19 protein-coding genes, 2 tRNA genes and 3 rRNA genes are annotated in these 21,188 nt (G+C 44.3%); 3 read left to right on the top strand and 21 right to left on the bottom strand.

All coding sequences use genetic code 11. The annotated features are described in order from the left end of the window. Window positions 1-6 precede the first annotated feature (6 nt). The 6 genes from MHH61_RS09850 to MHH61_RS09825 form a co-directional block, all read right to left on the bottom strand. Window positions 7-1,446, bottom strand: a complete 1,440-nt coding sequence (locus MHH61_RS09850; RefSeq protein WP_125587509.1) for a SulP family inorganic anion transporter — start codon at window positions 1,444-1,446, stop codon at window positions 7-9. Window positions 1,447-1,801: 355 nt separating this feature from the next. Further along, window positions 1,802-1,874, bottom strand: a tRNA-Thr gene (locus MHH61_RS09845). Between the two features lies 1 nt (window position 1,875). After that, window positions 1,876-1,950 (bottom strand) — tRNA-Asn (locus MHH61_RS09840). A gap of 42 nt (window positions 1,951-1,992) precedes the next feature. Then, a 5S ribosomal RNA gene (rrf, locus tag MHH61_RS09835) occupies window positions 1,993-2,108 on the bottom strand. A 61-nt stretch (window positions 2,109-2,169) separates the two neighbouring features. After that, window positions 2,170-5,100: ribosomal RNA gene (locus MHH61_RS09830) — 23S ribosomal RNA — on the bottom strand. 182 nt (window positions 5,101-5,282) lie between these two features. After that, window positions 5,283-6,831: ribosomal RNA gene (locus MHH61_RS09825) — 16S ribosomal RNA — on the bottom strand. The 16S, 23S and 5S rRNA genes sit together here with 2 tRNA genes alongside, the layout of an rRNA operon. Window positions 6,832-7,206: 375 nt before the next feature. On the opposite strand from MHH61_RS09825, the gene pdaB reads away from it, so the two are divergent. Beyond that, a complete protein-coding gene (gene pdaB / locus MHH61_RS09820; RefSeq protein WP_024425876.1) occupies window positions 7,207-7,971 on the top strand; it encodes a polysaccharide deacetylase family sporulation protein PdaB in 765 nt (254 codons plus the stop codon). Here pdaB and MHH61_RS09815 read toward each other — a convergent pair. Further along, window positions 7,964-8,566 carry a KinB-signaling pathway activation protein gene (locus tag MHH61_RS09815; protein WP_125587474.1) on the bottom strand — a complete coding sequence of 201 codons (603 nt, stop codon included), beginning with the start codon at window positions 8,564-8,566 and terminating at the stop codon, window positions 7,964-7,966. The two genes, pdaB and MHH61_RS09815, sit on opposite strands and share 8 nt — an antisense overlap. A gap of 90 nt (window positions 8,567-8,656) precedes the next feature. On the opposite strand from MHH61_RS09815, the gene gerD reads away from it, so the two are divergent. Then, on the top strand, window positions 8,657-9,244 hold the full coding sequence (gene gerD / locus MHH61_RS09810) for a spore germination lipoprotein GerD (RefSeq protein WP_025092243.1): 588 nt from the start codon (window positions 8,657-8,659) through the stop codon (window positions 9,242-9,244). Window positions 9,245-9,281: 37 nt separating this feature from the next. On the opposite strand, the gene MHH61_RS09805 is transcribed toward gerD, so the two are convergent. The 3 genes from MHH61_RS09805 to MHH61_RS09795 all read right to left on the bottom strand — a co-directional run bounded on the left by MHH61_RS09805 (window position 9,282) and on the right by MHH61_RS09795 (window position 11,659). Next, on the bottom strand, window positions 9,282-10,340 hold the full coding sequence (locus MHH61_RS09805) for an Mrp/NBP35 family ATP-binding protein (protein WP_024425873.1): 1,059 nt from the start codon (window positions 10,338-10,340) through the stop codon (window positions 9,282-9,284). Between the two features lie 103 nt (window positions 10,341-10,443). Further along, on the bottom strand, window positions 10,444-11,157 hold the full coding sequence (gene cwlD / locus MHH61_RS09800; RefSeq protein WP_024425615.1) for an N-acetylmuramoyl-L-alanine amidase CwlD: 714 nt from the start codon (window positions 11,155-11,157) through the stop codon (window positions 10,444-10,446). A 58-nt stretch (window positions 11,158-11,215) separates the two neighbouring features. Next, a complete protein-coding gene (locus MHH61_RS09795) occupies window positions 11,216-11,659 on the bottom strand; it encodes a DUF2521 family protein (RefSeq protein WP_044333888.1) in 444 nt (147 codons plus the stop codon). Window positions 11,660-11,811: 152 nt separating this feature from the next. Between MHH61_RS09795 and MHH61_RS09790 the strand changes: the two genes are divergently transcribed. Beyond that, the gene (locus MHH61_RS09790) at window positions 11,812-12,378 is read left to right on the top strand and encodes a DUF4825 domain-containing protein (RefSeq protein ID WP_125587475.1); all 567 of its coding nucleotides are present in this window, start codon (window positions 11,812-11,814) and stop codon (window positions 12,376-12,378) included. A gap of 36 nt (window positions 12,379-12,414) precedes the next feature. Here the strand turns inward: MHH61_RS09790 and MHH61_RS09785 are convergent, their stop codons facing one another. The 11 genes from MHH61_RS09785 to rplQ form a co-directional block, all read right to left on the bottom strand. Next, on the bottom strand, window positions 12,415-13,494 hold the full coding sequence (locus MHH61_RS09785) for a serine hydrolase (protein ID WP_241218618.1): 1,080 nt from the start codon (window positions 13,492-13,494) through the stop codon (window positions 12,415-12,417). Between the two features lie 108 nt (window positions 13,495-13,602). Beyond that, window positions 13,603-14,013, bottom strand: coding sequence for a GNAT family N-acetyltransferase (locus MHH61_RS09780; protein WP_125587483.1), 411 nt, complete (start codon window positions 14,011-14,013; stop codon window positions 13,603-13,605). Window positions 14,014-14,202: 189 nt separating this feature from the next. Continuing rightward, window positions 14,203-14,727, bottom strand: coding sequence for a GNAT family N-acetyltransferase (locus tag MHH61_RS09775; protein WP_034621546.1), 525 nt, complete (start codon window positions 14,725-14,727; stop codon window positions 14,203-14,205). A gap of 282 nt (window positions 14,728-15,009) precedes the next feature. After that, entirely contained in the window at window positions 15,010-15,849 is an 840-nt protein-coding gene (locus MHH61_RS09770) for an HNH endonuclease (protein WP_034621543.1), read from the bottom strand. A 555-nt stretch (window positions 15,850-16,404) separates the two neighbouring features. Continuing rightward, a complete protein-coding gene (gene rpsI, locus MHH61_RS09765) occupies window positions 16,405-16,797 on the bottom strand; it encodes a 30S ribosomal protein S9 (RefSeq protein WP_007496354.1) in 393 nt (130 codons plus the stop codon). A gap of 20 nt (window positions 16,798-16,817) precedes the next feature. After that, entirely contained in the window at window positions 16,818-17,255 is a 438-nt protein-coding gene (rplM, locus tag MHH61_RS09760; protein WP_003217042.1) for a 50S ribosomal protein L13, read from the bottom strand. 165 nt (window positions 17,256-17,420) lie between these two features. Continuing rightward, entirely contained in the window at window positions 17,421-18,164 is a 744-nt protein-coding gene (gene truA, locus MHH61_RS09755; RefSeq protein ID WP_125587476.1) for a tRNA pseudouridine(38-40) synthase TruA, read from the bottom strand. 11 nt (window positions 18,165-18,175) lie between these two features. Continuing rightward, window positions 18,176-18,973, bottom strand: coding sequence for an energy-coupling factor transporter transmembrane protein EcfT (locus tag MHH61_RS09750; protein WP_024425607.1), 798 nt, complete (start codon window positions 18,971-18,973; stop codon window positions 18,176-18,178). Then, window positions 18,970-19,839, bottom strand: coding sequence for an energy-coupling factor ABC transporter ATP-binding protein (locus MHH61_RS09745; RefSeq protein ID WP_034621537.1), 870 nt, complete (start codon window positions 19,837-19,839; stop codon window positions 18,970-18,972). Before MHH61_RS09745 ends, MHH61_RS09750 begins: the two co-directional genes overlap by 4 nt. Beyond that, the gene (locus tag MHH61_RS09740) at window positions 19,815-20,657 is read right to left on the bottom strand and encodes an energy-coupling factor ABC transporter ATP-binding protein (RefSeq protein WP_008356549.1); all 843 of its coding nucleotides are present in this window, start codon (window positions 20,655-20,657) and stop codon (window positions 19,815-19,817) included. Before MHH61_RS09740 ends, MHH61_RS09745 begins: the two co-directional genes overlap by 25 nt. Window positions 20,658-20,782: 125 nt before the next feature. Continuing rightward, the gene (gene rplQ, locus MHH61_RS09735; RefSeq protein ID WP_003216944.1) at window positions 20,783-21,145 is read right to left on the bottom strand and encodes a 50S ribosomal protein L17; all 363 of its coding nucleotides are present in this window, start codon (window positions 21,143-21,145) and stop codon (window positions 20,783-20,785) included. Between the last annotated feature and the right edge of the window lie 43 nt (window positions 21,146-21,188).

Genomic DNA, 21,188 nt, shown 5'->3' with positions numbered 1-21,188 from the left:
GTCTTTTTAAGAACCATTCACTTGTTTCACAAGCTTTTGACTTGATGTATCCATTCCAACTACGTCCACCTGGACGCCATTTGCTTGATACCTTTCCTTTATACGTTCTATCGCTGCTACGCCTGATTCATCCCATATACGTGCTTCAGACAAATCAATCACAACAGATTGGAGTTCTTTCCCCTGATGGAAAGCTTGGATCAAATCAGTGACAGAAGCAAAGAAAATTTGTCCTTTAACTCGATATTCCCAAGTACCTGCCTGGCTTTCTTTAGACGTAATATGAAGCTTCGATATCTTTGCGACAAAGAATACCGCACTAAGCAGTACACCTGCAAAAACGCCTTTTGATAAATCATGAGTCAACACCACCGTCACGACCGTGACAACCATCACAATAGAATCTGTTTTCGGATTCTTTTTTAGCTGCTGAAAGGAACTCCAATCAAATGTGCCAATGGAAACCATGAACATCACAGCCACTAGAGCAGCCATCGGAATTTGAACCACGACATCACCTAGTACAAAAATCAGCACCATTAAAAAAGCACCCGCTACAAAGGTAGAAAGCCGGCCTCGTCCTCCTGCCTTCGTATTAATCACAGATTGGCCAATCATCGCACAGCCAGCCATACCACCAAAGAATCCCGCAACCACATTGGCAATCCCTTGACCTCTTGCTTCCTTGTTCTTATTACTAGACGTCTCTGTCATATCATCGACAATCTGTGCGGTTAAAAGAGACTCAAGTAAACCAACCATCGCAAGTGCTAAAGAATAAGGAAAAATGATAGCAAGTGTTTCCCAGTTAAACGGAACTTGAGGTATCAGAAAAACAGGCAAAGAACTAGGAAGCTCTCCCATATCTCCAACTGTTCTAACATCAATATGTCCAAATACGGCCAATATCGTCATTACAATAATGGCAATGAGTGGGGAAGGTATCACCTTTATCACCATAGGCAATAAATAAATGATCAGCAAGGCGCCCCCTGTCATCATATACATAGCCATTGATTCCCCAATGAAATGTGGAAGCTGAGCCATGAAGATCATAATAGCCAACGCATTGACAAAGCCAACCATGACGGACCTCGGAATAAATTTCATCAAACGAGACACTCGGCACAATCCAAACACAATTTGAATCAAACCCGTCAAAATCGTAGCTGCAAACAAATATTGCAACCCATAATCAGCGACCAAGTTAACCATGACAAGAGCCATAGCCCCTGTTGCAGCCGAAATCATGCCTGGGCGTCCACCAACAAACGAAATCACAATCGCGATACAAAATGATGCATACAAGCCGACCTTCGGATCAACGCCCGCAATAATCGAAAACGCAATTGCCTCAGGAATTAAAGCCAGTGCGACTAATATACCCGCAAGCACGTCCTGACGTACATGTCCAAACCATTCTTGCTTTACAAATAAATCTTTCAAACCATCTACTCCTTTTTATATACATACCGTACATGGAAAAAGAAGATCAACTATACCTGGAGATAAAGAAAGGGAAAACAAACGATACTTCACTTTCGGGGGAAAAGAGGAACGTACAGAGTCTTTTAATATAGAGGATATCACTTTAGTAAGAATAAAAGAAAGAGAATGAAGAATCAAGAACAAAAAGAAGGAGATAAGTAAAAAATCGATGCAACACTTCTGTGCAAGCCGTTTCATTCTCTTTCCTAATGTCTTCAGTCTACTGATCATCGAGCAGTTCAATATATATGTAAACAAACAAAAAAAGCCTTCTCATCATCGAGAAACCTTGTCATATCAACATATAGAGGAAAGCTTCCAAGCGGGCTCGAACCGCTGACCTCTTCCTTACCATGGAAGTGCTCTACCTACTGAGCTATGGAAGCATGGCTCCGCAGGTAGGACTCGAACCTACGACCGATCGGTTAACAGCCGATAGCTCTACCACTGAGCTACTGCGGAATGATAAAGTAACTTCTTCCATTGGAAGGATATAAACAAAAAGCTTGGCGGCGTCCTACTCTCACAGGGGGAAACCCCCAACTACCATCGGCGCTGAAGAGCTTAACTTCCGTGTTCGGTATGGGAACGGGTGTGACCTCTTCGCTATCGCCACCAAACCTGATGGAGAGAATGTTCTCTCAAAACTAGATAACAATGTTCATGCTTCACAATAGAATATAGGTTAAGTCCTCGATCTATTAGTATCTGTCAGCTCCACGTGTCACCACGCTTCCACCTCAGACCTATCAACCTGATCATCTTTCAGGGATCTTACTTCCTTGCGGAATGGGAAATCTCATCTTGAGGGGGGCTTCATGCTTAGATGCTTTCAGCACTTATCCCGTCCGCACATAGCTACCCAGCGATGCCCTTGGCAGAACAACTGGTACACCAGCGGTGCGTCCATCCCGGTCCTCTCGTACTAAGGACAGCTCCTCTCAAATTTCCTGCGCCCGCGACGGATAGGGACCGAACTGTCTCACGACGTTCTGAACCCAGCTCGCGTACCGCTTTAATGGGCGAACAGCCCAACCCTTGGGACCGACTACAGCCCCAGGATGCGATGAGCCGACATCGAGGTGCCAAACCTCCCCGTCGATGTGGACTCTTGGGGGAGATAAGCCTGTTATCCCCGGGGTAGCTTTTATCCGTTGAGCGATGGCCCTTCCATGCGGAACCACCGGATCACTAAGCCCGACTTTCGTCCCTGCTCGACTTGTAGGTCTCGCAGTCAAGCTCCCTTGTGCCTTTACACTCTGCGAATGATTTCCAACCATTCTGAGGGAACCTTTGGGCGCCTCCGTTACATTTTAGGAGGCGACCGCCCCAGTCAAACTGCCCACCTGACACTGTCTCCCTGCCCGATAAGGGCAGCGGGTTAGAAGGTCAATACAGCCAGGGTAGTATCCCACCGATGCCTCCACCGAAGCTAGCGCTCCGGTTTCCAAGGCTCCTACCTATCCTGTACAAGCTGTACCAACATTCAATATCAGGCTGCAGTAAAGCTCCACGGGGTCTTTCCGTCCTGTCGCGGGTAACCTGCATCTTCACAGGTACTATAATTTCACCGAGTCTCTCGTTGAGACAGTGCCCAGATCGTTGCGCCTTTCGTGCGGGTCGGAACTTACCCGACAAGGAATTTCGCTACCTTAGGACCGTTATAGTTACGGCCGCCGTTTACTGGGGCTTCAATTCGCACCTTCGCTTACGCTAAGCGCTCCTCTTAACCTTCCAGCACCGGGCAGGCGTCAGCCCCTATACTTCGCCTTACGGCTTCGCAGAGACCTGTGTTTTTGCTAAACAGTCGCCTGGGCCTATTCACTGCGGCTTCTCGGGGCTTTAACACCCTAAGAAGCACCCCTTCTCCCGAAGTTACGGGGTCATTTTGCCGAGTTCCTTAACGAGAGTTCTCTCGATCACCTTAGGATTCTCTCCTCGCCTACCTGTGTCGGTTTGCGGTACGGGCACCTCTCACCTCGCTAGAGGCTTTTCTTGGCAGTGTGGAATCAGGAACTTCGCTACTAAATTTCGCTCGCCATCACAGCTCAGCCTTTACGGGAAACGGATTTGCCTATTTCCCAGCCTAACTGCTTGGACGCGGATATCCAATACCGCGCTTACCCTATCCTCCTGCGTCCCCCCATTGCTCAAATGGTGAGGAGGTGGTACAGGAATATCAACCTGTTGTCCATCGCCTACGCCTTTCGGCCTCGGCTTAGGTCCCGACTAACCCTGAGCGGACGAGCCTTCCTCAGGAAACCTTAGGCATTCGGTGGACGGGATTCTCACCCGTCTTTCGCTACTCATACCGGCATTCTCACTTCTAAGCGCTCCACCAGTCCTTCCGGTCTGGCTTCACAGCCCTTAGAACGCTCTCCTACCACTGTTCGTAAGAACAGTCCGCAGCTTCGGTGATACGTTTAGCCCCGGTACATTTTCGGCGCAGAGTCACTCGACCAGTGAGCTATTACGCACTCTTTAAATGGTGGCTGCTTCTAAGCCAACATCCTGGTTGTCTAAGCAACTCCACATCCTTTTCCACTTAACGTATACTTTGGGACCTTAGCTGGCGGTCTGGGCTGTTTCCCTTTCGACTACGGATCTTATCACTCGCAGTCTGACTCCCAAGGATAAGTCATCGGCATTCGGAGTTTGACTGAATTCGGTAACCCGGTAGGGGCCCCTAGTCCAATCAGTGCTCTACCTCCGAGACTCTTACCTTGAGGCTAGCCCTAAAGCTATTTCGGAGAGAACCAGCTATCTCCAGGTTCGATTGGCATTTCACCCCTACCCACACCTCATCCCCGCACTTTTCAACGTGCGTGGGTTCGGGCCTCCATTCAGTGTTACCTGAACTTCACCCTGGACATGGGTAGATCACCTGGTTTCGGGTCTACGACCACGTACTCATGCGCCCTATTCAGACTCGCTTTCGCTGCGGCTCCGCATCTTCTGCTTAACCTTGCACGGGATCGTAACTCGCCGGTTCATTCTACAAAAGGCACGCCATCACCCGTTAACGGGCTCTGACTACTTGTAGGCACACGGTTTCAGGATCTATTTCACTCCCCTTCCGGGGTGCTTTTCACCTTTCCCTCACGGTACTGGTTCACTATCGGTCACTAGGGAGTATTTAGCCTTGGGAGATGGTCCTCCCGGATTCCGACGGAATTTCACGTGTTCCGCCGTACTCAGGATCCACTCTGGAGAGAATGACATTTCAGTTACAGGGCTGTTACCTTCTTTGGCGGGCCTTTCCAGACCTCTTCGCTTATATCATTCCTTTGTAACTCCGTATAGAGTGTCCTACAACCCCAAGAGGCAAGCCTCTTGGTTTGGGCTGTTCCCGTTTCGCTCGCCGCTACTCAGGGAATCGCATTTGCTTTCTCTTCCTCCGGGTACTTAGATGTTTCAGTTCCCCGGGTATGCCTTCTCATACTCTATGTATTCAAGTATGGATACTACTCCATTACGAGCAGTGGGTTTCCCCATTCGGAAATCTCCGGATCAAAGCTTGCTTACAGCTCCCCGAAGCATATCGGTGTTCGTCCCGTCCTTCATCGGCTCCTAGTGCCAAGGCATCCACCGTGCGCCCTTTCTAACTTAACCATTTCTTACTTTAGAAAGAATCACTATGTGTGATGAACTTTGCATTGCATTCAATGTGAATGTATTACTTATTGTTATCTAGTTTTCAAAGAACAATCCTGTCTCGCTAGAGACATGTTTTGAAGGAATGATCCTTCAAAACTAAACAAGACGAAAACGTACGCTGCTCCATATATCCTTAGAAAGGAGGTGATCCAGCCGCACCTTCCGATACGGCTACCTTGTTACGACTTCACCCCAATCATCTGCCCCACCTTCGGCGGCTGGCTCCATAAAGGTTACCTCACCGACTTCGGGTGTTGCAAACTCTCGTGGTGTGACGGGCGGTGTGTACAAGGCCCGGGAACGTATTCACCGCGGCATGCTGATCCGCGATTACTAGCGATTCCAGCTTCACGCAGTCGAGTTGCAGACTGCGATCCGAACTGAGAACAGATTTATGGGATTGGCTAAACCTTGCGGTCTTGCAGCCCTTTGTTCTGTCCATTGTAGCACGTGTGTAGCCCAGGTCATAAGGGGCATGATGATTTGACGTCATCCCCACCTTCCTCCGGTTTGTCACCGGCAGTCACCTTAGAGTGCCCAACTGAATGCTGGCAACTAAGATCAAGGGTTGCGCTCGTTGCGGGACTTAACCCAACATCTCACGACACGAGCTGACGACAACCATGCACCACCTGTCACTCTGTCCCCGAAGGGAAAGCCCTATCTCTAGGGTTGTCAGAGGATGTCAAGACCTGGTAAGGTTCTTCGCGTTGCTTCGAATTAAACCACATGCTCCACCGCTTGTGCGGGCCCCCGTCAATTCCTTTGAGTTTCAGTCTTGCGACCGTACTCCCCAGGCGGAGTGCTTAATGCGTTAGCTGCAGCACTAAGGGGCGGAAACCCCCTAACACTTAGCACTCATCGTTTACGGCGTGGACTACCAGGGTATCTAATCCTGTTCGCTCCCCACGCTTTCGCTCCTCAGCGTCAGTTACAGACCAGAGAGTCGCCTTCGCCACTGGTGTTCCTCCACATCTCTACGCATTTCACCGCTACACGTGGAATTCCACTCTCCTCTTCTGCACTCAAGTTTCCCAGTTTCCAATGACCCTCCCCGGTTGAGCCGGGGGCTTTCACATCAGACTTAAGAAACCGCCTGCGAGCCCTTTACGCCCAATAATTCCGGACAACGCTTGCCACCTACGTATTACCGCGGCTGCTGGCACGTAGTTAGCCGTGGCTTTCTGGTTAGGTACCGTCAAGGTGCGAGCAGTTACTCTCGCACTTGTTCTTCCCTAACAACAGAGCTTTACGATCCGAAAACCTTCATCACTCACGCGGCGTTGCTCCGTCAGACTTTCGTCCATTGCGGAAGATTCCCTACTGCTGCCTCCCGTAGGAGTCTGGGCCGTGTCTCAGTCCCAGTGTGGCCGATCACCCTCTCAGGTCGGCTACGCATCGTCGCCTTGGTGAGCCATTACCCCACCAACTAGCTAATGCGCCGCGGGTCCATCTGTAAGTGACAGCCGAAACCGTCTTTCATCCTTGAACCATGCGGTTCAAGGAACTATCCGGTATTAGCTCCGGTTTCCCGGAGTTATCCCAGTCTTACAGGCAGGTTACCCACGTGTTACTCACCCGTCCGCCGCTAACATCCGGGAGCAAGCTCCCTTCTGTCCGCTCGACTTGCATGTATTAGGCACGCCGCCAGCGTTCGTCCTGAGCCAGGATCAAACTCTCCGAAAAAGTACAAAACCGAAGTTTTGCTTTTCGCCAGTTTGACTGACTACCTATGAATTATCATAGGATTTTTTATAAAAACTCGAATTAACAGGTACGTTTTGTCTTGTTTAGTTTTCAAAGATCATCTCCGCCGTTCTTAGCGGCTTTAATAATATAACATTTCGCTTCATCTTATGTCAACAACTTTTTTCAAGTTTATTTCCCGAAGCGTTTTGTGTTTGTCACTGTGTGTCAGCGACGATTAATAATATATCACGAAAGCATTCTCTTGGTCAACGCCTTTTCAAAACTTTTTTTGAAATAGTTTTATTAAGCATCTTAAACCCTTGTCCTGCATACAATCAAGTAACAATCTTGGACAAGGCAGGAGTGTTTGAATTGAGTCGATTATATGTGTTGCCTATTAAACGGCTGAAGCAAGTTGTCATTATTCTTGTAGCAGCCCTTGCAGCTGCAACCTTTTTTTATGTACAAAAGGCACCGCCGCTGTCGGTATTTAAAACTGAACATGGACCCCGAGCCATTTATAAAGGCGAGACTTCATCAAAGCATATCTCTCTCACTTTTAATATTGGCTGGGGAGATGAGAAGGCTGTTCCTATTTTAAATGTCCTTCGGGAGTACGGTATAAAGAACGCCACCTTCTTTCTGTCTGCTTCTTGGGCTGAGCGTCATCCTGATATCGTGAAACAAATTAGGGAGGACGGCCATCAAATTGGAAGCCTCGGCTATGCTTATAAAAATTATAGCCAACTTGAAGATAGTGAAATCAAGCAAGATCTTGTCCGTGCACAAAATACATTTCAAAAGCTTGGACTAGATGACATTCAACTATTAAGACCGCCAACTGGACAGTTTAACGAAACAGCACTAAAAATAGCCACACAGTACGGTTATACCGTTGTTCATTACAGCATCAATTCACAGGATTGGCTGAATCCGGGTGTCGACCAGATTGTTCAGAATGTAAATGATCGAATGAAAAGCGGAGACATTGTTCTCCTTCACGCCTCAGATTCAGCAACCCAAACCGCTCAAGCCTTACCCGCTATTTTGAAACAAATAAAAGAAAAGCATTTAAAAAATGTGACGGTTGGCGAACTGATCTCCAATACGAAAACAAAGTCATCTGAAGTTAAGTAGCTTTCGTTTTTGAAAACCGCGGCATCGCTAACAGCTGAAACGCATTACAGCCTAATAGCGGGAATAGCATTAAATACAGCCAGTCCTCTTCATTGACTCTGAGCGCCGGGAACCATTCTAACGACGTGATGACGACCATGAGAAACATTGCAGAAACAAATGTTTTCTTAGAGGACTGCTGCTGTTTAAAGTAAGCCACGATCAATGCAAACACACCGATAAATAAAGGCAGCCACAAGTATGGAAAAAATGATTCATTCTCCCCGAAAAACAAAAATCGCAAGTAAGCTAAATCAAACAGCACAAAAATCACAAGAAACAGCTGAATGGTATTCCATAAAGAATGCGACCGGAAAATCTCTAACGCAAACCGGTGCACCGTCAAAAAGACAACAAACCCCATCTGGCTAATGACACTAAAGATCATCCCTACACCAATGAACCAAAACAACACAGATGCGATCTCTAGAATTTCAAATGATATAAAAAGCTTCTGATATTTCCCCCACTCCAGCGCAAAGCCTACCACGCTTGTAATGACCGCTCCAACAGCTAGCACAGAGAAGAAAAAACGAACTAAATCCCGACTTTTCATTGAATTGATCCAACCCCTATTTTTGTTATGTATAAATTTACGTGAAACATTCATATTAAAAGTAAGACATGTAACGAAAGGAGCCACAGTATGTCAAAAGGCATCTTGCGTATAATGAGCTGTTTTCTTCTTTTATCTCTAACAGCTTGTGCTCCCAAAACCCAATCCTCATCTAATATGGACTATGACGAAACAAAAAAAATGGTCGTCGATATATTAAAGACAGATGACGGTAAAAAGGCCATTCAACAGTTATTAAATGACGAGGCAATGAATGAAGCTTTGGTAATGGATGAACAAACTGTGAAAAAAACGATAGAGAAAACACTGACTTCTGATAAAGGCAAAGAGTTCTGGAAGAAGGTCTTTGAGGATTCTAAATTTGCCGAGACTTTCGCAAAATCCATGCAGCAACAGCATGAAAGAATGTTAAAACAGTTAATGAAGGATCCTGACTATCAACAGCTGATGATGGATATTCTCAAGGATCCTGAGATGGAAAAGAAATATGGTGAACTGGTAAAAAGTAAAGAGTTTAGAAAGCACTTAGAAAAAGTCATTACGGAAACATTGAGCAGCCCTCTTTATAAGAAGAAATTCGAAGATGAGCTCAAAAAGGCAGCATCTGAAAGCAGCAGTGATTCCGGATCGCAAGGCAGCGAAGGAAGCGACAGTTAAACATCACCCGAGTGGCATTCATCCACTCGGGCTTTCATTATGCTTTCACTGCTAATTGTTCAATGACTTTATTCGCAATGTGTTGATACACTTCTCCTGTCGGATGACTTGCATCATAGACAGAAGGCGCGAAATCATCCTCATTCCAATCAGGCTGTCTTAAAGGAATTTGGCCAAGGACTGATACACGCAGCTCTTCAGCCAGCTTGTCCCCGCCCCCTTTTCCAAAGACGTATTCCTTTTCACCTGTTTTTTTGCTTTCATAATAACTCATATTCTCAACGACCCCGAGCACCTCATGATCTGTTTGCAGTGCCATTGCGCCTGCTCTTGCTGCAACGAAGGCAGCCGTTGGATGCGGTGTAGTGACAATGATTTCTTTACAGCTAGGCAGCATTGTATGAATATCAAGCGCTACATCTCCCGTTCCAGGCGGAAGGTCTAATAGTAAGTAATCTAATTCTCCCCACTCAACTTCGTGGAAGAAGTTATTTAACATTTTTCCAAGCATCGGTCCTCTCCAAATAACCGGTGCATTTTCTTCAACAAAAAAGCCCATTGAAATCACTTTGACACCAAAGCGCTCCACAGGAATAATTTTTTCCCCTTTAACTGTTGGTCTGACAGTGATTCCCATCATATCCGGTACACTAAAGCCATAAATATCAGCATCAATCAGCCCGACTTTTTTCCCTAGACGAGCAAGCGCTACAGCAAGGTTAACAGAAACCGTCGATTTACCAACGCCGCCCTTTCCACTCGCAATCGCTAAGAACTCAGGCGGATTTTTAGAGTTAAGCAGGGTTTCTTCCTCATCTTGTGATGGCATAAACTTTTCAAGTGTTTCCTGAGGAAGTTCCTCAAAACGAAGTCCTACTGTGTTAGCGCCAGCTGCTTTCAAGGCTTGTACGATGTCTTGCTGCAGCTTCATCTGCTCAGCAGTGCCTGTTTTGGCAATAGCCACCTTTAGGCTCACATGCTCTTTCTCAGGCTTTAGGCTGATTTCCTTGATGGCATCCAGCTCACCAAGCGGTATATGAAGGAAAGGTTCGTCCATCTTCCCAACTAGTTTTCTCACATCATCTTGTCCGATCATAGCAGAACCTCACCCTTTATTGAATTCGTTTACAATCCAAGTATATCATACATATCCTTACAATGTCTGTCCTGTTTGCCTGCGATCAAAAGGAAAAAGCCCCTTATTCAGGCGGCTCTTTTTGCTCTGTTAAATATCTTAAAATCCCTTTATAAATAGAGGCGGCAATTTGATCCTGATATTTAGGTGTTGCCAGCTGGCCAGCCTCTTTTGGATTGGAGAGAAATCCAATTTCCACAAGAGCTCCTGGCTTTGTGACATTTTGCATTAAATAAATGCCGTTGATCCGCTTCGCCTTTCGATCTGTGTTTTCAAGGTTTCTGCGCAATTCATCTTGAATGAACTTCGCTGCCTTTTCATTTTCTTCATACTTTCCGTAAAAAAACGTCTGCGCCCCGCTCCATTTGTTTGATGGTATCGCATTTAAATGAATGCTTAAATAGAGGTCCGCTTCAGATTCATTGATAACTTTAACGCGGTTCCTTAAATCCTCCGCTTTCTTCCGGGCATAACCCTTTGTATTCTTTGATGATAAATCAGAATCATCCTCTCGGGTCATGAGAACAAGTGCTCCCTGCTCCTGCAAATAGTCACGTATCTTCATGGATACATCCAGTGCAATCTCTTTCTCAAGCAGCTCTCCTCCTACAGCCCCGCCATCTGGACCGCCATGACCCGGATCTAAATAGATGATCTTCCCGCTTAGAGGTAAATTCCACGATTTCCAAGAATCATCATTTAGAAATTGAAACCTGAATAAGAATAAGAGGACAATAAACCCGATTAAAAACCCTGTCCACTTCAGCTTTCTTTTCATCCCTGTCCCTCCCATACACCATTATTTTATAGATATGGGACAAGGGCTGGAAATATGCTTAGTGCAGCCGAAGCTTGTGTCTTTTTTCTGATTCACGAAAGCCTTCCTGCCACCACATGCTTAAAAAATCCTTCGCAAATGGATATAAACATGACATCTTCCGCTCCATACGGAACATATTCCCCCACGATTGCAAGCATCCTGCCAGCTCTTCAATCAGCTCAGCTTCCTCCTGGGAGGACCGTTTTTTGATATCGTCGAACGATTCCCCGTATTTACTCGACTCACCGTATCTCCCGCCAGCTAAAAAAGCTTCAATGGCGAAATCGATACAGCCATCACTCATTATACCGGCTGGATCATCTGCAAATGGAAACAGCTTCTTTGTGAATTTCTCAGAAGCGGCCGTTACTTGTTGAAGAGACAATGTACGCAAAAGCTTCTTTTCAAGCGTGACATCTCGTTTTGTTTTCAATTGATAAAATGAAAGCACTTCTGCCATGGACTGAACTCCTTTTTTCTTTGTATTGTTCGTTGGTTTGAACAAAACATGCAGTTCAGTAAATGGAAATGACGGCCTGTGAACGATCGGAATGGAAAATTGTGATAAAATAGACATTTACATATAGAAAGAACAATAAAGGGGCAAAATCAATGAAGAAATGGATGTATATCCTGCTGCTATTAACAGTCGTCTTATCTGCATGCAGCAGTCAAGCCACAGAGAAAAAGAGCATAAAAGGAATAGAAGACATATCCTTAAAACAACTTTCAACACACAAAAACACGTATCTCGGTGACAATTCAGCCATTCGTGAAATCTTATCAGATCTTCCTGGAGGCGTAATACGTGAATTTGAAATCATCGATAGAAAAGCATTAGACGTCACGTATGGAGTAAAAGAAAATGCAGGCTATACAGAAGAACAGTTTGACGCCTTCTGGTTTGATCAAAAGGATACGATCGAAAAAACGTATTTATACAACGCCATCGCACTTTTTATTCTTGTCGATAACGTAGAGCAAGTGACACTTAACATGAGCTCTAAAGACGAGCCGTCCGTCACGTTTAAAAGAAAACAGCTAGAAAAAAAACTCCCTCACCCTTTTAAAAAGTACAAAGACGATACAACACTTTGGCAAAAGGAACTGGTTGATGGAGTTGTGAAGTCAAAAAAGAAACGCCAAGATGTATACAAAGCGTTTCCAATGCAGAAATAATAAAACAGAGGGGTGTTTCCCTCTGTTTTTTGATGTTTATGTAGTGAAAGCCTGTATCAATCGTTGTCGAAAGTTTTGATCCACTGCTGTAGTAAGCATAAATTCGTTGAATACTTCCCCAATCCAGTGAGAATTGTTCGCTTTTGGATCATTGATAAAAAGAGAGATGGAGATAGAGGATGTATCTGTTCTTCGATATAAAGCACTTGTGAAAACAAACAATGTTGCTCCACCTTTATACCAAAAATATTGATCTGTTTCCTTTTTCAATGTTTCTCCCAGTACGATTTGGCTAAAAAGACCCTTTTCTTCTGTTGTTAACAGCTCGTCATGAAGACGTTTCATAAATTGTGCATATTGATTGGTTGTAGACTTTGTCAGCTTTTGCGTCAGTAATGATTGTATACGCCAGCCTAATAAGTTCTTTTTTTTCATTTTTTCTTCTAACGCCTTTTTATACTCTGGGTCATTTTTCATGATATTAAAAATCTCATTCATTAGAGATTTGTATTGTTCTTCGGATACACCGCTCATTTTCTTGAATGCATCCCGCCGACGATCAGATACATAAGCGGACCACAAAATCATTGGCGTCAGCGGCATGAGTTCATCATGTTCTGTAAGACCTGCTTGTTTCATCTGATCATTGATCTTTTCTAAGCCCAGCCGGTCAATCAAATAATCCGTACAAGCATTCGAACTGAATTGCATCATCCCTTTGGCAACATCTAATAAAGTCGCATGCTCAGAAAAATCATTGACCTCCAGCCAGTACGCGTGCGCACCACCGTCTGTTCTATCAATATAAAACCGCTCTATATCAGGCAATGCCACTTTTTCCTCTAGCTTGATGGCGCCGCTCGATACAGCTTTAACAAAATGAAATAAAACCACTAATTTCACCGTACTTGCAAGTGGCGTTTTTTGATCAGCATTCCACTCTAACATCACATCATCATTTTCAATGATTGTCACTGAAACGTCCTTTTTGTTTTTTGCGACAAATGTCAAAAGATCTTCCTTTGTTTTTTTCATATCTCTTTTATACAACAAAACTTGAACCCCTACGTAAAGTACGACCACACCTACAACAACTAGACCGATTTTGAGTAACATGTTTCTCCTTTCCAAATAACAGAGGATTTACATATTAAATATGGCAAATATTTCTAATAAAGGCACAAAAAAGCCAGAGGTACGTGAATCCTCCGCTTCTTGATATCCTTATTCATGAGGCAAATGCAGCTTCATTCCTTCATGAGTGGCTTCAAACCCTAATTTCTCATAAAAATGGCGTGCTTCTGGCCTCTGTTTATCTGTTGTCAGCTGAATCATATGACAGCCGCGGTCGCTTGCGCGTTGAATGGCCCACTTTATAAGCAGCGAACCGACTCCTTTTCCTCTATGACTCGAAGCCGTACGAACTCCTTCGATGGATGCTCTCCATCCTCCTTGATAAGTAAGAAATGGCGTCATGGTTAACTGAAGAACACCAACGGCTTCTTTCTGGTCACACGCAACAATGAGTTCAATATTTGGATCAGCATCGATTGATTGAAAGGCTTTGATATAGCTTTCTAATAATGGGCGAGTGTAACGCTCTCTCTTTTGACCTAACTTATCATCTGAAAGCATGAAGACGATTTTGTCGAGATCTTCTTGCACAGCTTCTCTAAATGTCAATTGATTTAAATTCAATGAAAGCACCTCCTACGATAGATGGAAGACTGTTTTTCACTTACTAAAATACCAGTTAAGAGCGTTCTCATATAAAAATTTGATCAGCTGCTTTTTCATCAAAGTACTTCATATCATGAAAACTGATCAAGCTCTCTTCTCGAACCATTCCTCTTGTAGGAGGGCATAGTAAAACTCATCCCACCACTCATTTCCTTGGGGTATACACTGTTTAAAATACCCCTCTCTCCTCATCCCCAATTTCTCCATCACTCTCCACGATGGCACATTTTCAGGCTGACAAGTCGCAATGATTCGATGTAAGTTCAGAGTGTGAAAACCATGATGTAAGACAGCATACGCCGCTTCTGTTGCATAGCCCTTGTTTTGATAGGCAGGATTGAAAACCCAGCCAATTTCATATGTGTGCTCACCAAAGTAAGAATGAAACACGATATGCCCGATGCAAATCTGGTCTTCTTTTAGTAGAACAGCAAAATTCTTGGCTGTTTTAAGACGATTATTTTTAACAAATTCCTGCGCATTTTCTTTAGAAAAAACACCTTCCGGAATATACTTCATCACTTCCGGATCAGAAGTATATGCATAGACATCCTGCCAATCATCTTCAGCAAATGAGCGAATGATACACCTTTCTGTTGTCAGATTCATATGACACCCCCTCCATAGACTTCGTTTTTTAAACAGAAACCTTGCTATGATCCTATTTTATATGTTTCCATACAGAAAAAAAGCACCAGCAGGATGCTGATGCTTTTCGTATATGGTTTGTCTGTAACAAACCTTTGTAAAACGTCCATACAATATAAAATTGATTAACGAAGTGCGAGACGCGCTAATTAACGGGCTATTTTTGCATCAGCCAAAAAGAAAGAATGTCATTCTGTATATTTGTCGTCAAAATGTGATCAAAATTAACCTGTGCCCATTGGGTCAAATTTTGATTGTTTCCACTTCTACGCACTTTAACACTTTCTCTTGAAGTTTTCTTACGTCCTCTTCCAAATCTAAAATATGCATTTTATCATGGCAATTAGGACAAAGAGCAATAGTGTTGTATATTGAATCATCTCCACCACGTGATAGCCATTTAATATGATGGGTATGTAAATGAGGCTCCCCATTCATATTTAAATATGGAGCCGGTTGTTCACATAACTGACAAACTCCCTTTGCCCAGCGTTTTGCAAATTCTGTAACATATGGGTCACGTTCATATGTAGTTGAGATAGTCTTACGTTTACTACTTTTTCTTCTGGCGGTTCTAGCTCTGTTTTCTAAAACGGTCTCACCCAGTTTTCTTACCTTCTTTTCCCTCAACACTTGTTTCATTTTTATCAACTTATCTGGAATGATAAACTTTTGATCGTCTGCCAACACAAGAGGGAAGACCCATACTTGTCGCAGTTGGTCATTATCATCTAGCTGCTCTTCTTGATAAGGTTCATCAGCTAGTTTCACTACCCCACGATACACATATTTCTTCGCTTCAAACACTTCGAACAAATGCATCTCCACTTTATTACTTAATGATTCAGCCACAGTTTTATTTTGAGATGTCAATGTCTGATCTCCCGTTCTACCCATACCAGTATAATGAAAAACATTTCCGTCCCACCGGTCTTCATACAATGCTTTGGTATGATCCGATACTAAAACTAAGGTATTCGTTTCAAGCGAGCGCCTCATACCTCCTTGAGGAGCACATTTAAAAATTTCAGTTATCTCACTATTATTAAGTGTACTTATGGGTTCTATTTTCACTAAACTCACTATTGCACCTACCTATAATTTAATAACATCACGTAATACGTAATAATAAATATTCCTAGATCGCATCTACAGTTCAACATAGTGGTCAATAAAGGTGATTCAAAGACCTTTAGGCAAATTATATAGCAAAAACACATTATTTTCCCTATTTTCCTCTTACCATACATCATAAATTGGCTAACAAAAATTGGCGAGTTTTGCTACACGAGAACTCATCAAACCATGGAATAAATGCTGTCTCAATAGTGAGGAGTTCGCCTCTGCTGATTACGGAAAATACAACCGCTCTGAGGCAATAGCAGTAATGACCTATTTTCATATTATAAGTTTATTTGAAGCGGGATCAGGCATTAAAGATGTACAGGCTCGATTAGGCATCCAATGACTATGAACATTTATAAACACGTAACAGAAACTCTAAAAGATCAAACCACTCAAAAGTTTCAAAGGTATAGAGTTATAACCAGCAATAAATTTCTCTTGGTCCTATTATTTTAGAGCCTAAAAAAAGACCCCCAAGCATAAGCTTGAGAGCCTTTGAGAAACGTAATAGAATTAACGTTTTGAGAACTGAGGTGCGCGACGTGCGCCTTTAAGACCGTATTTCTTACGCTCTTTCATACGAGAGTCACGAGTAAGAAGTCCAGCACGTTTAAGTGGTGTACGGTACTCAGGATCTACTTCTAGAAGAGCACGAGAGATACCGTGACGAATTGCTCCAGCTTGACCAGAGAATCCACCACCGTGAACATTTACAAGAACATCGTAGCTGTTAGCTGTTTCTGTGATGTTCAAAGGCTGTTTCACGTCTTCGATTAAAGCAGCGAATGGAATGTATTCAGTAATTTCACGATTATTAACGACGATACGGCCTTCACCTGGAACTAAGCGAACGCGCGCTACAGAACTTTTACGACGACCTGTACCGTAATATTGAACCTGTGCCAAATTGTTAACCTCCCTTATAATTAACCGCGAAGTTCGTAAACTTCAGGTTGTTGTGCTTGATGTGGATGCTCAGAACCACGGTACACATTTAATTTTTTGAACATTTGACGACCTAGTGGACCCTTTGGAAGCATACCTTTGATAGCAAGCTCCAACATTTTTTCAGGGTAGTTTGTACGCATCTCAAGAGCAGTTCTTTGTTTCAAACCACCTGGGTGCATCGTGTGACGGTAGTAAATTTTGTCCGTCAATTTCTTACCAGTTAATTCGATTTTCTCAGCATTGATGATGATCACATGATCACCTGTATCAACGTGTGGTGTATAAGTTGGTTTGTGCTTACCGCGCAAAAGTGATGCTACTTCAGTAGAAAGACGACCTAGAGTCTTGCCTGCCGCATCAACAACTAGCCATTTGCGCTCAATTGTGCTTGCGTTCGCCATTGGTGTTGTACGCATGAGTTTCCCTCCTAAATAAATCAATAAATTTTCCTTGAATCAAATGCTACGTTCTATTTCAAAACACAGATAAGTCTTCCGGGGCTTATTTGTGGGGTTGAAATACATACCATATGATATCTTATAACTTTCTGCTTCCTGTGTCAAGAACATGTTACACCTGGTTTAGTTGTCATAGAAAACTTCCCATAAATACAGTCCGTGACTAGGCGCAGTCTTGCCTGCCGCTTCGCGATTTCGGGCGGCAAGCATGGCTTTTATCTCATCAGGGTGAAATTTACCAGAACCGATTTCAAGCAACGTTCCAGCGATAATCCGCACCATGTTGTATAAAAAACCATTCCCTCTCACACGCATTTCAAGGCCGTCTGAGACGTTTTTCCACTCAAGGGCATAAATAACCCTCACCTTGTCCTGAACCTCTGTATTGGCCGCACAAAAGCTTGTAAAGTCATGTGTCCCAATCAGGTGCTCTGCGGCTTCTCTCATTTTATCGATGTCCAGCCGGTAAGGATAGTGGCAGGCATACTGTCTCGTGAACACATTTTGGTGTGTTTCTGTTGAGACCTTATAACGGTACTCCTTCGAAACAACACCAAATCTGGCATGAAACGAATCATCGACCTCCTCAGCCTTTAGAACACGGATATCATCCGGCAGCAGGCTGTTGAGGGCAAAAGGCCATCTCTCCATCGGGATCGAGAGCGGGGTCTCAAAATGGATGACCTGTCCCTTTGCATGGACACCGCTGTCTGTCCGGCCGGAAGCCACGATCGGAATCAGTTCATCCTGTTTGTGCATTCTTGCAAGGACCGACTCAATCTCCGTCTGAACGGTTCGCTGCCCTGGCTGCACCTGATAGCCTTTAAAATGTGTCCCATCGTAGGATACGGTACATTTGACCTTCATCTAGGAATCACCTAATTTCTAAGCAGCACAAGGAGTGCTGTTAACAGGATGAATAGAAGCAGCGTGAACGTGTCCTTCATGCCCCAGACAAGCTGACGGTATTTCGTCCGTCCTTCTCCCCCGCGGTAGCCTCTCGCTTCCATCGCGGTCGCCAGTTCCTCTGCACGCTTAAACGCACTGACGAAAAGCGGAACAAGCAAAGGAACGATAGCTTTCAGGCGATCCTTTAAAGGTCCACTTGTAAAATCAACGCCTCGTGCCATTTGTGCCTTCATGATTTTGTCTGTCTCTTCTAATAACGTCGGAATAAACCGAAGAGAGATGGACATCATGAGAGCAAGCTCATGAACAGGCAGTTTGATTTTACGGAACGGGTGCAGCAGCTTCTCCATCCCGTCTGTCACTTCTATAGGCGTTGTCGTTAACGTAAGAAGTGTCGTCATCATAATGAGATAGACAAAACGGAGTGAAATGAAGATCCCCTGCTTTAGACCTTCTTCATAAATATTCAGAAAACCAAAGTGAAATAGCAAGGCGCCATCCTTCGTCATGAAAATATGCAGAATAAAGGTAAACAGGACAATCCATAGGATCGGCTTCATTCCCTTGAGAATAAAGTATAGCGGCACCTGAGAAACCATCACCACAAGGATGGTAAAGACACCTAAAAGCCCGTAAGTGATGTAATTATTAGCAAAAAAGACAATAAAGACGAAAAAGAAAATTGATAACAGCTTTGTCCTTGGATCAAGACGATGGACAAAGGATGAGCCTGGCACATATTTGCCGATAATCATACTATCCATCATGATGTCGTGTCCTCCTGATAAAGAGCTGTTAAGGCTTCTGCCATCTCATCCATCGTCAGAAGCGGCCTTGGAAACGTAATACCAAGCTTTTCTTCTACAGTCTGCTGGAATTTAATCGTTTCTGGGAGGTCGAGACCAAACGAAGACATGTCTGTACGATTGGCAAACAACTCTCTCGGCGTGCCTGTGGCCTTCACTGTCCCTTTATGCATCACAATCATTTGATCCGCATAATGAGCGGCATCCTCCATACTATGTGTGACCAAGATCGTGGTGAGGTTTGCCTTTTGATGAAGGTCATAGAACATGTCCATGATTTCCTTCCGTCCGCGTGGATCCAGCCCAGCAGTCGGCTCATCAAGCACAAGCACTTCTGGCTCCATCGCTAAAACGCCTGCAATCGCCACACGTCTCATTTGACCGCCGCTTAGTTCAAAGGGAGATCGAGATAATAGGGATTCAGGAAGACCAACCAGTTTCAGCATCTCCTTCGCCTTCGCTTCTGCCTTCTCTTGAGGAGCACCGAAGTTCATTGGACCAAAGCAGATATCCTTGAGGATGGTTTCCTCAAAGAGCTGATGCTCAGGAAACTGAAACACGATGCCTACCTTTTTCCGGAGGGGTTTCATATCCTTCTGCTTTTTATTGGCTTGTAAAATGGTCTCTCCAAGCGCAATGCTCCCCTTCGTTGGTTTGAGCAATCCATTTAAATGCTGCAGCAATGTAGACTTGCCAGAGCCCGTATGACCAATGACAGCGACATAGCTGCCCTCTTTGATGGAAGCATTGACATCATACAAAGCGAGACGCTCAAACGGCGTTTTCATTTGATAACGATGCTCTAATTCTTTGATCGTAATGTCCATAGCTCTTTCACCAATCCTTCTTGTGTCAAATGGGCATTTGCAAGCGGCACACCTTGCTGCTTCAATTGCTTGCTCAAGCGATAGGAGAATGGCAGATCAAGTCCAATCTGAACCAGTTGTTCATCTAGTTCAAATACTTCCTCTGGCGTTCCCTCGGCAAATTTCTTCCCGCCATTCATCACAATGACGCGGTCTGCCTTGGCAGCCTCGTCTAAATCATGTGTGATGGAAATGACTGTGACTGTACCTTGTTCCTTCAGAAGTCTAACAGTCTCTAACACTTCTTCACGGCCAATCGGATCAAGCATTGATGTTGCTTCATCCAAGATCATGATGTCAGGGCTTGCGGCAAGCACACCTGCAATAGCGACTCTCTGCTTCTGCCCGCCTGATAGATGGTGCGGCTCTTGATCAAGAAACTCCTGCATATTGACCTGTTTGACAGCCCAATCTACACGTTCTATCATCAATTCCCGCTCAACCCCGTTATTTTCTAAACCAAAAGCCACATCATCACGAACCGTTGAGCCCACAAATTGGTTATCTGGGTTTTGAAAGACCATTCCGACCTTTTTGCGAATATCCCAAACACTTTCTTCTTTGAGCTCAATCTCTCCAACCTTGACCGTACCAGCATCCGGTAAAATGAGCCCATTCAGCACACGGGCAAGTGTGGATTTACCTGAACCGTTATGACCAACAATGGCGAGCCATTCATTTTGATTCACATGCAGTGACACTTGATCTAAAGCGGGCTTGTCCGCATCCTTGTGATAACGAAATACAATGTCCTTTACGTCAATTAATGTCTTCCCCATCTCTACCGGACCTCCTCTCAGCTCAACCTCTTCTTTGCTTATTCCTAAAAAAGCCGTAGTACCTAAAAAAGGGCATAGATCCAGTTATGAACTGTCCCGCCCTTTCTTAGATACACGATATGTGATTAAACTAATTCAATGACAGCCATTGGTGCGCCATCGCCGCGACGAGGTCCAAGCTTCATGATACGAGTGTATCCACCTTGGCGATCTTCGTAGCGAGTTGCAACGTCAGCGAATAATTTTTGAAGTGCATCTTGGTTTGTTTCAGCGTTAGCTACTTCATTACGAATGTAAGCTGCAGCTTGACGGCGAGCATGAAGATCTCCGCGTTTGCCAAGAGTGATCATTTTTTCAACTACAGAGCGAAGTTCTTTCGCACGTGTTTCAGTTGTTTCGATGCGTTCGTTGATGATCAAATCAGTCGTTAGGTCACGAAGCATTGCTTTACGTTGTGCACTAGTGCGTCCTAGCTTTCTGTATGCCATGTGATGTCCCCTCCTTAATTAGAGATGCTGTATGAATAAAAAA

This window comes from Bacillus sp. FSL K6-3154 (genome assembly GCF_040869395.1).
Lineage (GTDB): Bacteria > Bacillota > Bacilli > Bacillales > Bacillaceae > Bacillus > Bacillus safensis.
Note: the sequence above shows the minus strand (reverse complement) of the source record. Positions and strands in the feature narration are given on the sequence as shown.

Coding starts and splice junctions, on each gene's coding strand:
- MHH61_RS09815 (WP_125587474.1), bottom strand. CDS start 8,566: ATGAAAAGTCGGGATTTAGTTCGTTTTTTCTTCTCTGTGCTAGCTGTT.
- gerD (WP_025092243.1), top strand. CDS start 8,657: ATGTCAAAAGGCATCTTGCGTATAATGAGCTGTTTTCTTCTTTTATCT.
- MHH61_RS09805 (WP_024425873.1), bottom strand. CDS start 10,340: ATGATCGGACAAGATGATGTGAGAAAACTAGTTGGGAAGATGGACGAA.
- cwlD (WP_024425615.1), bottom strand. CDS start 11,157: ATGAAAAGAAAGCTGAAGTGGACAGGGTTTTTAATCGGGTTTATTGTC.
- MHH61_RS09795 (WP_044333888.1), bottom strand. CDS start 11,659: ATGGCAGAAGTGCTTTCATTTTATCAATTGAAAACAAAACGAGATGTC.
- MHH61_RS09790 (WP_125587475.1), top strand. CDS start 11,812: ATGAAGAAATGGATGTATATCCTGCTGCTATTAACAGTCGTCTTATCT.
- MHH61_RS09785 (WP_241218618.1), bottom strand. CDS start 13,494: ATGTTACTCAAAATCGGTCTAGTTGTTGTAGGTGTGGTCGTACTTTAC.
- MHH61_RS09780 (WP_125587483.1), bottom strand. CDS start 14,013: ATGCTTTCAGATGATAAGTTAGGTCAAAAGAGAGAGCGTTACACTCGC.
- MHH61_RS09775 (WP_034621546.1), bottom strand. CDS start 14,727: ATGAATCTGACAACAGAAAGGTGTATCATTCGCTCATTTGCTGAAGAT.
- rplM (WP_003217042.1), bottom strand. CDS start 17,255: ATGCGTACAACACCAATGGCGAACGCAAGCACAATTGAGCGCAAATGG.
- truA (WP_125587476.1), bottom strand. CDS start 18,164: ATGAAGGTCAAATGTACCGTATCCTACGATGGGACACATTTTAAAGGC.
- MHH61_RS09750 (WP_024425607.1), bottom strand. CDS start 18,973: ATGATGGATAGTATGATTATCGGCAAATATGTGCCAGGCTCATCCTTT.
- MHH61_RS09745 (WP_034621537.1), bottom strand. CDS start 19,839: ATGGACATTACGATCAAAGAATTAGAGCATCGTTATCAAATGAAAACG.
- MHH61_RS09740 (WP_008356549.1), bottom strand. CDS start 20,657: ATGGGGAAGACATTAATTGACGTAAAGGACATTGTATTTCGTTATCAC.
- rplQ (WP_003216944.1), bottom strand. CDS start 21,145: ATGGCATACAGAAAGCTAGGACGCACTAGTGCACAACGTAAAGCAATG.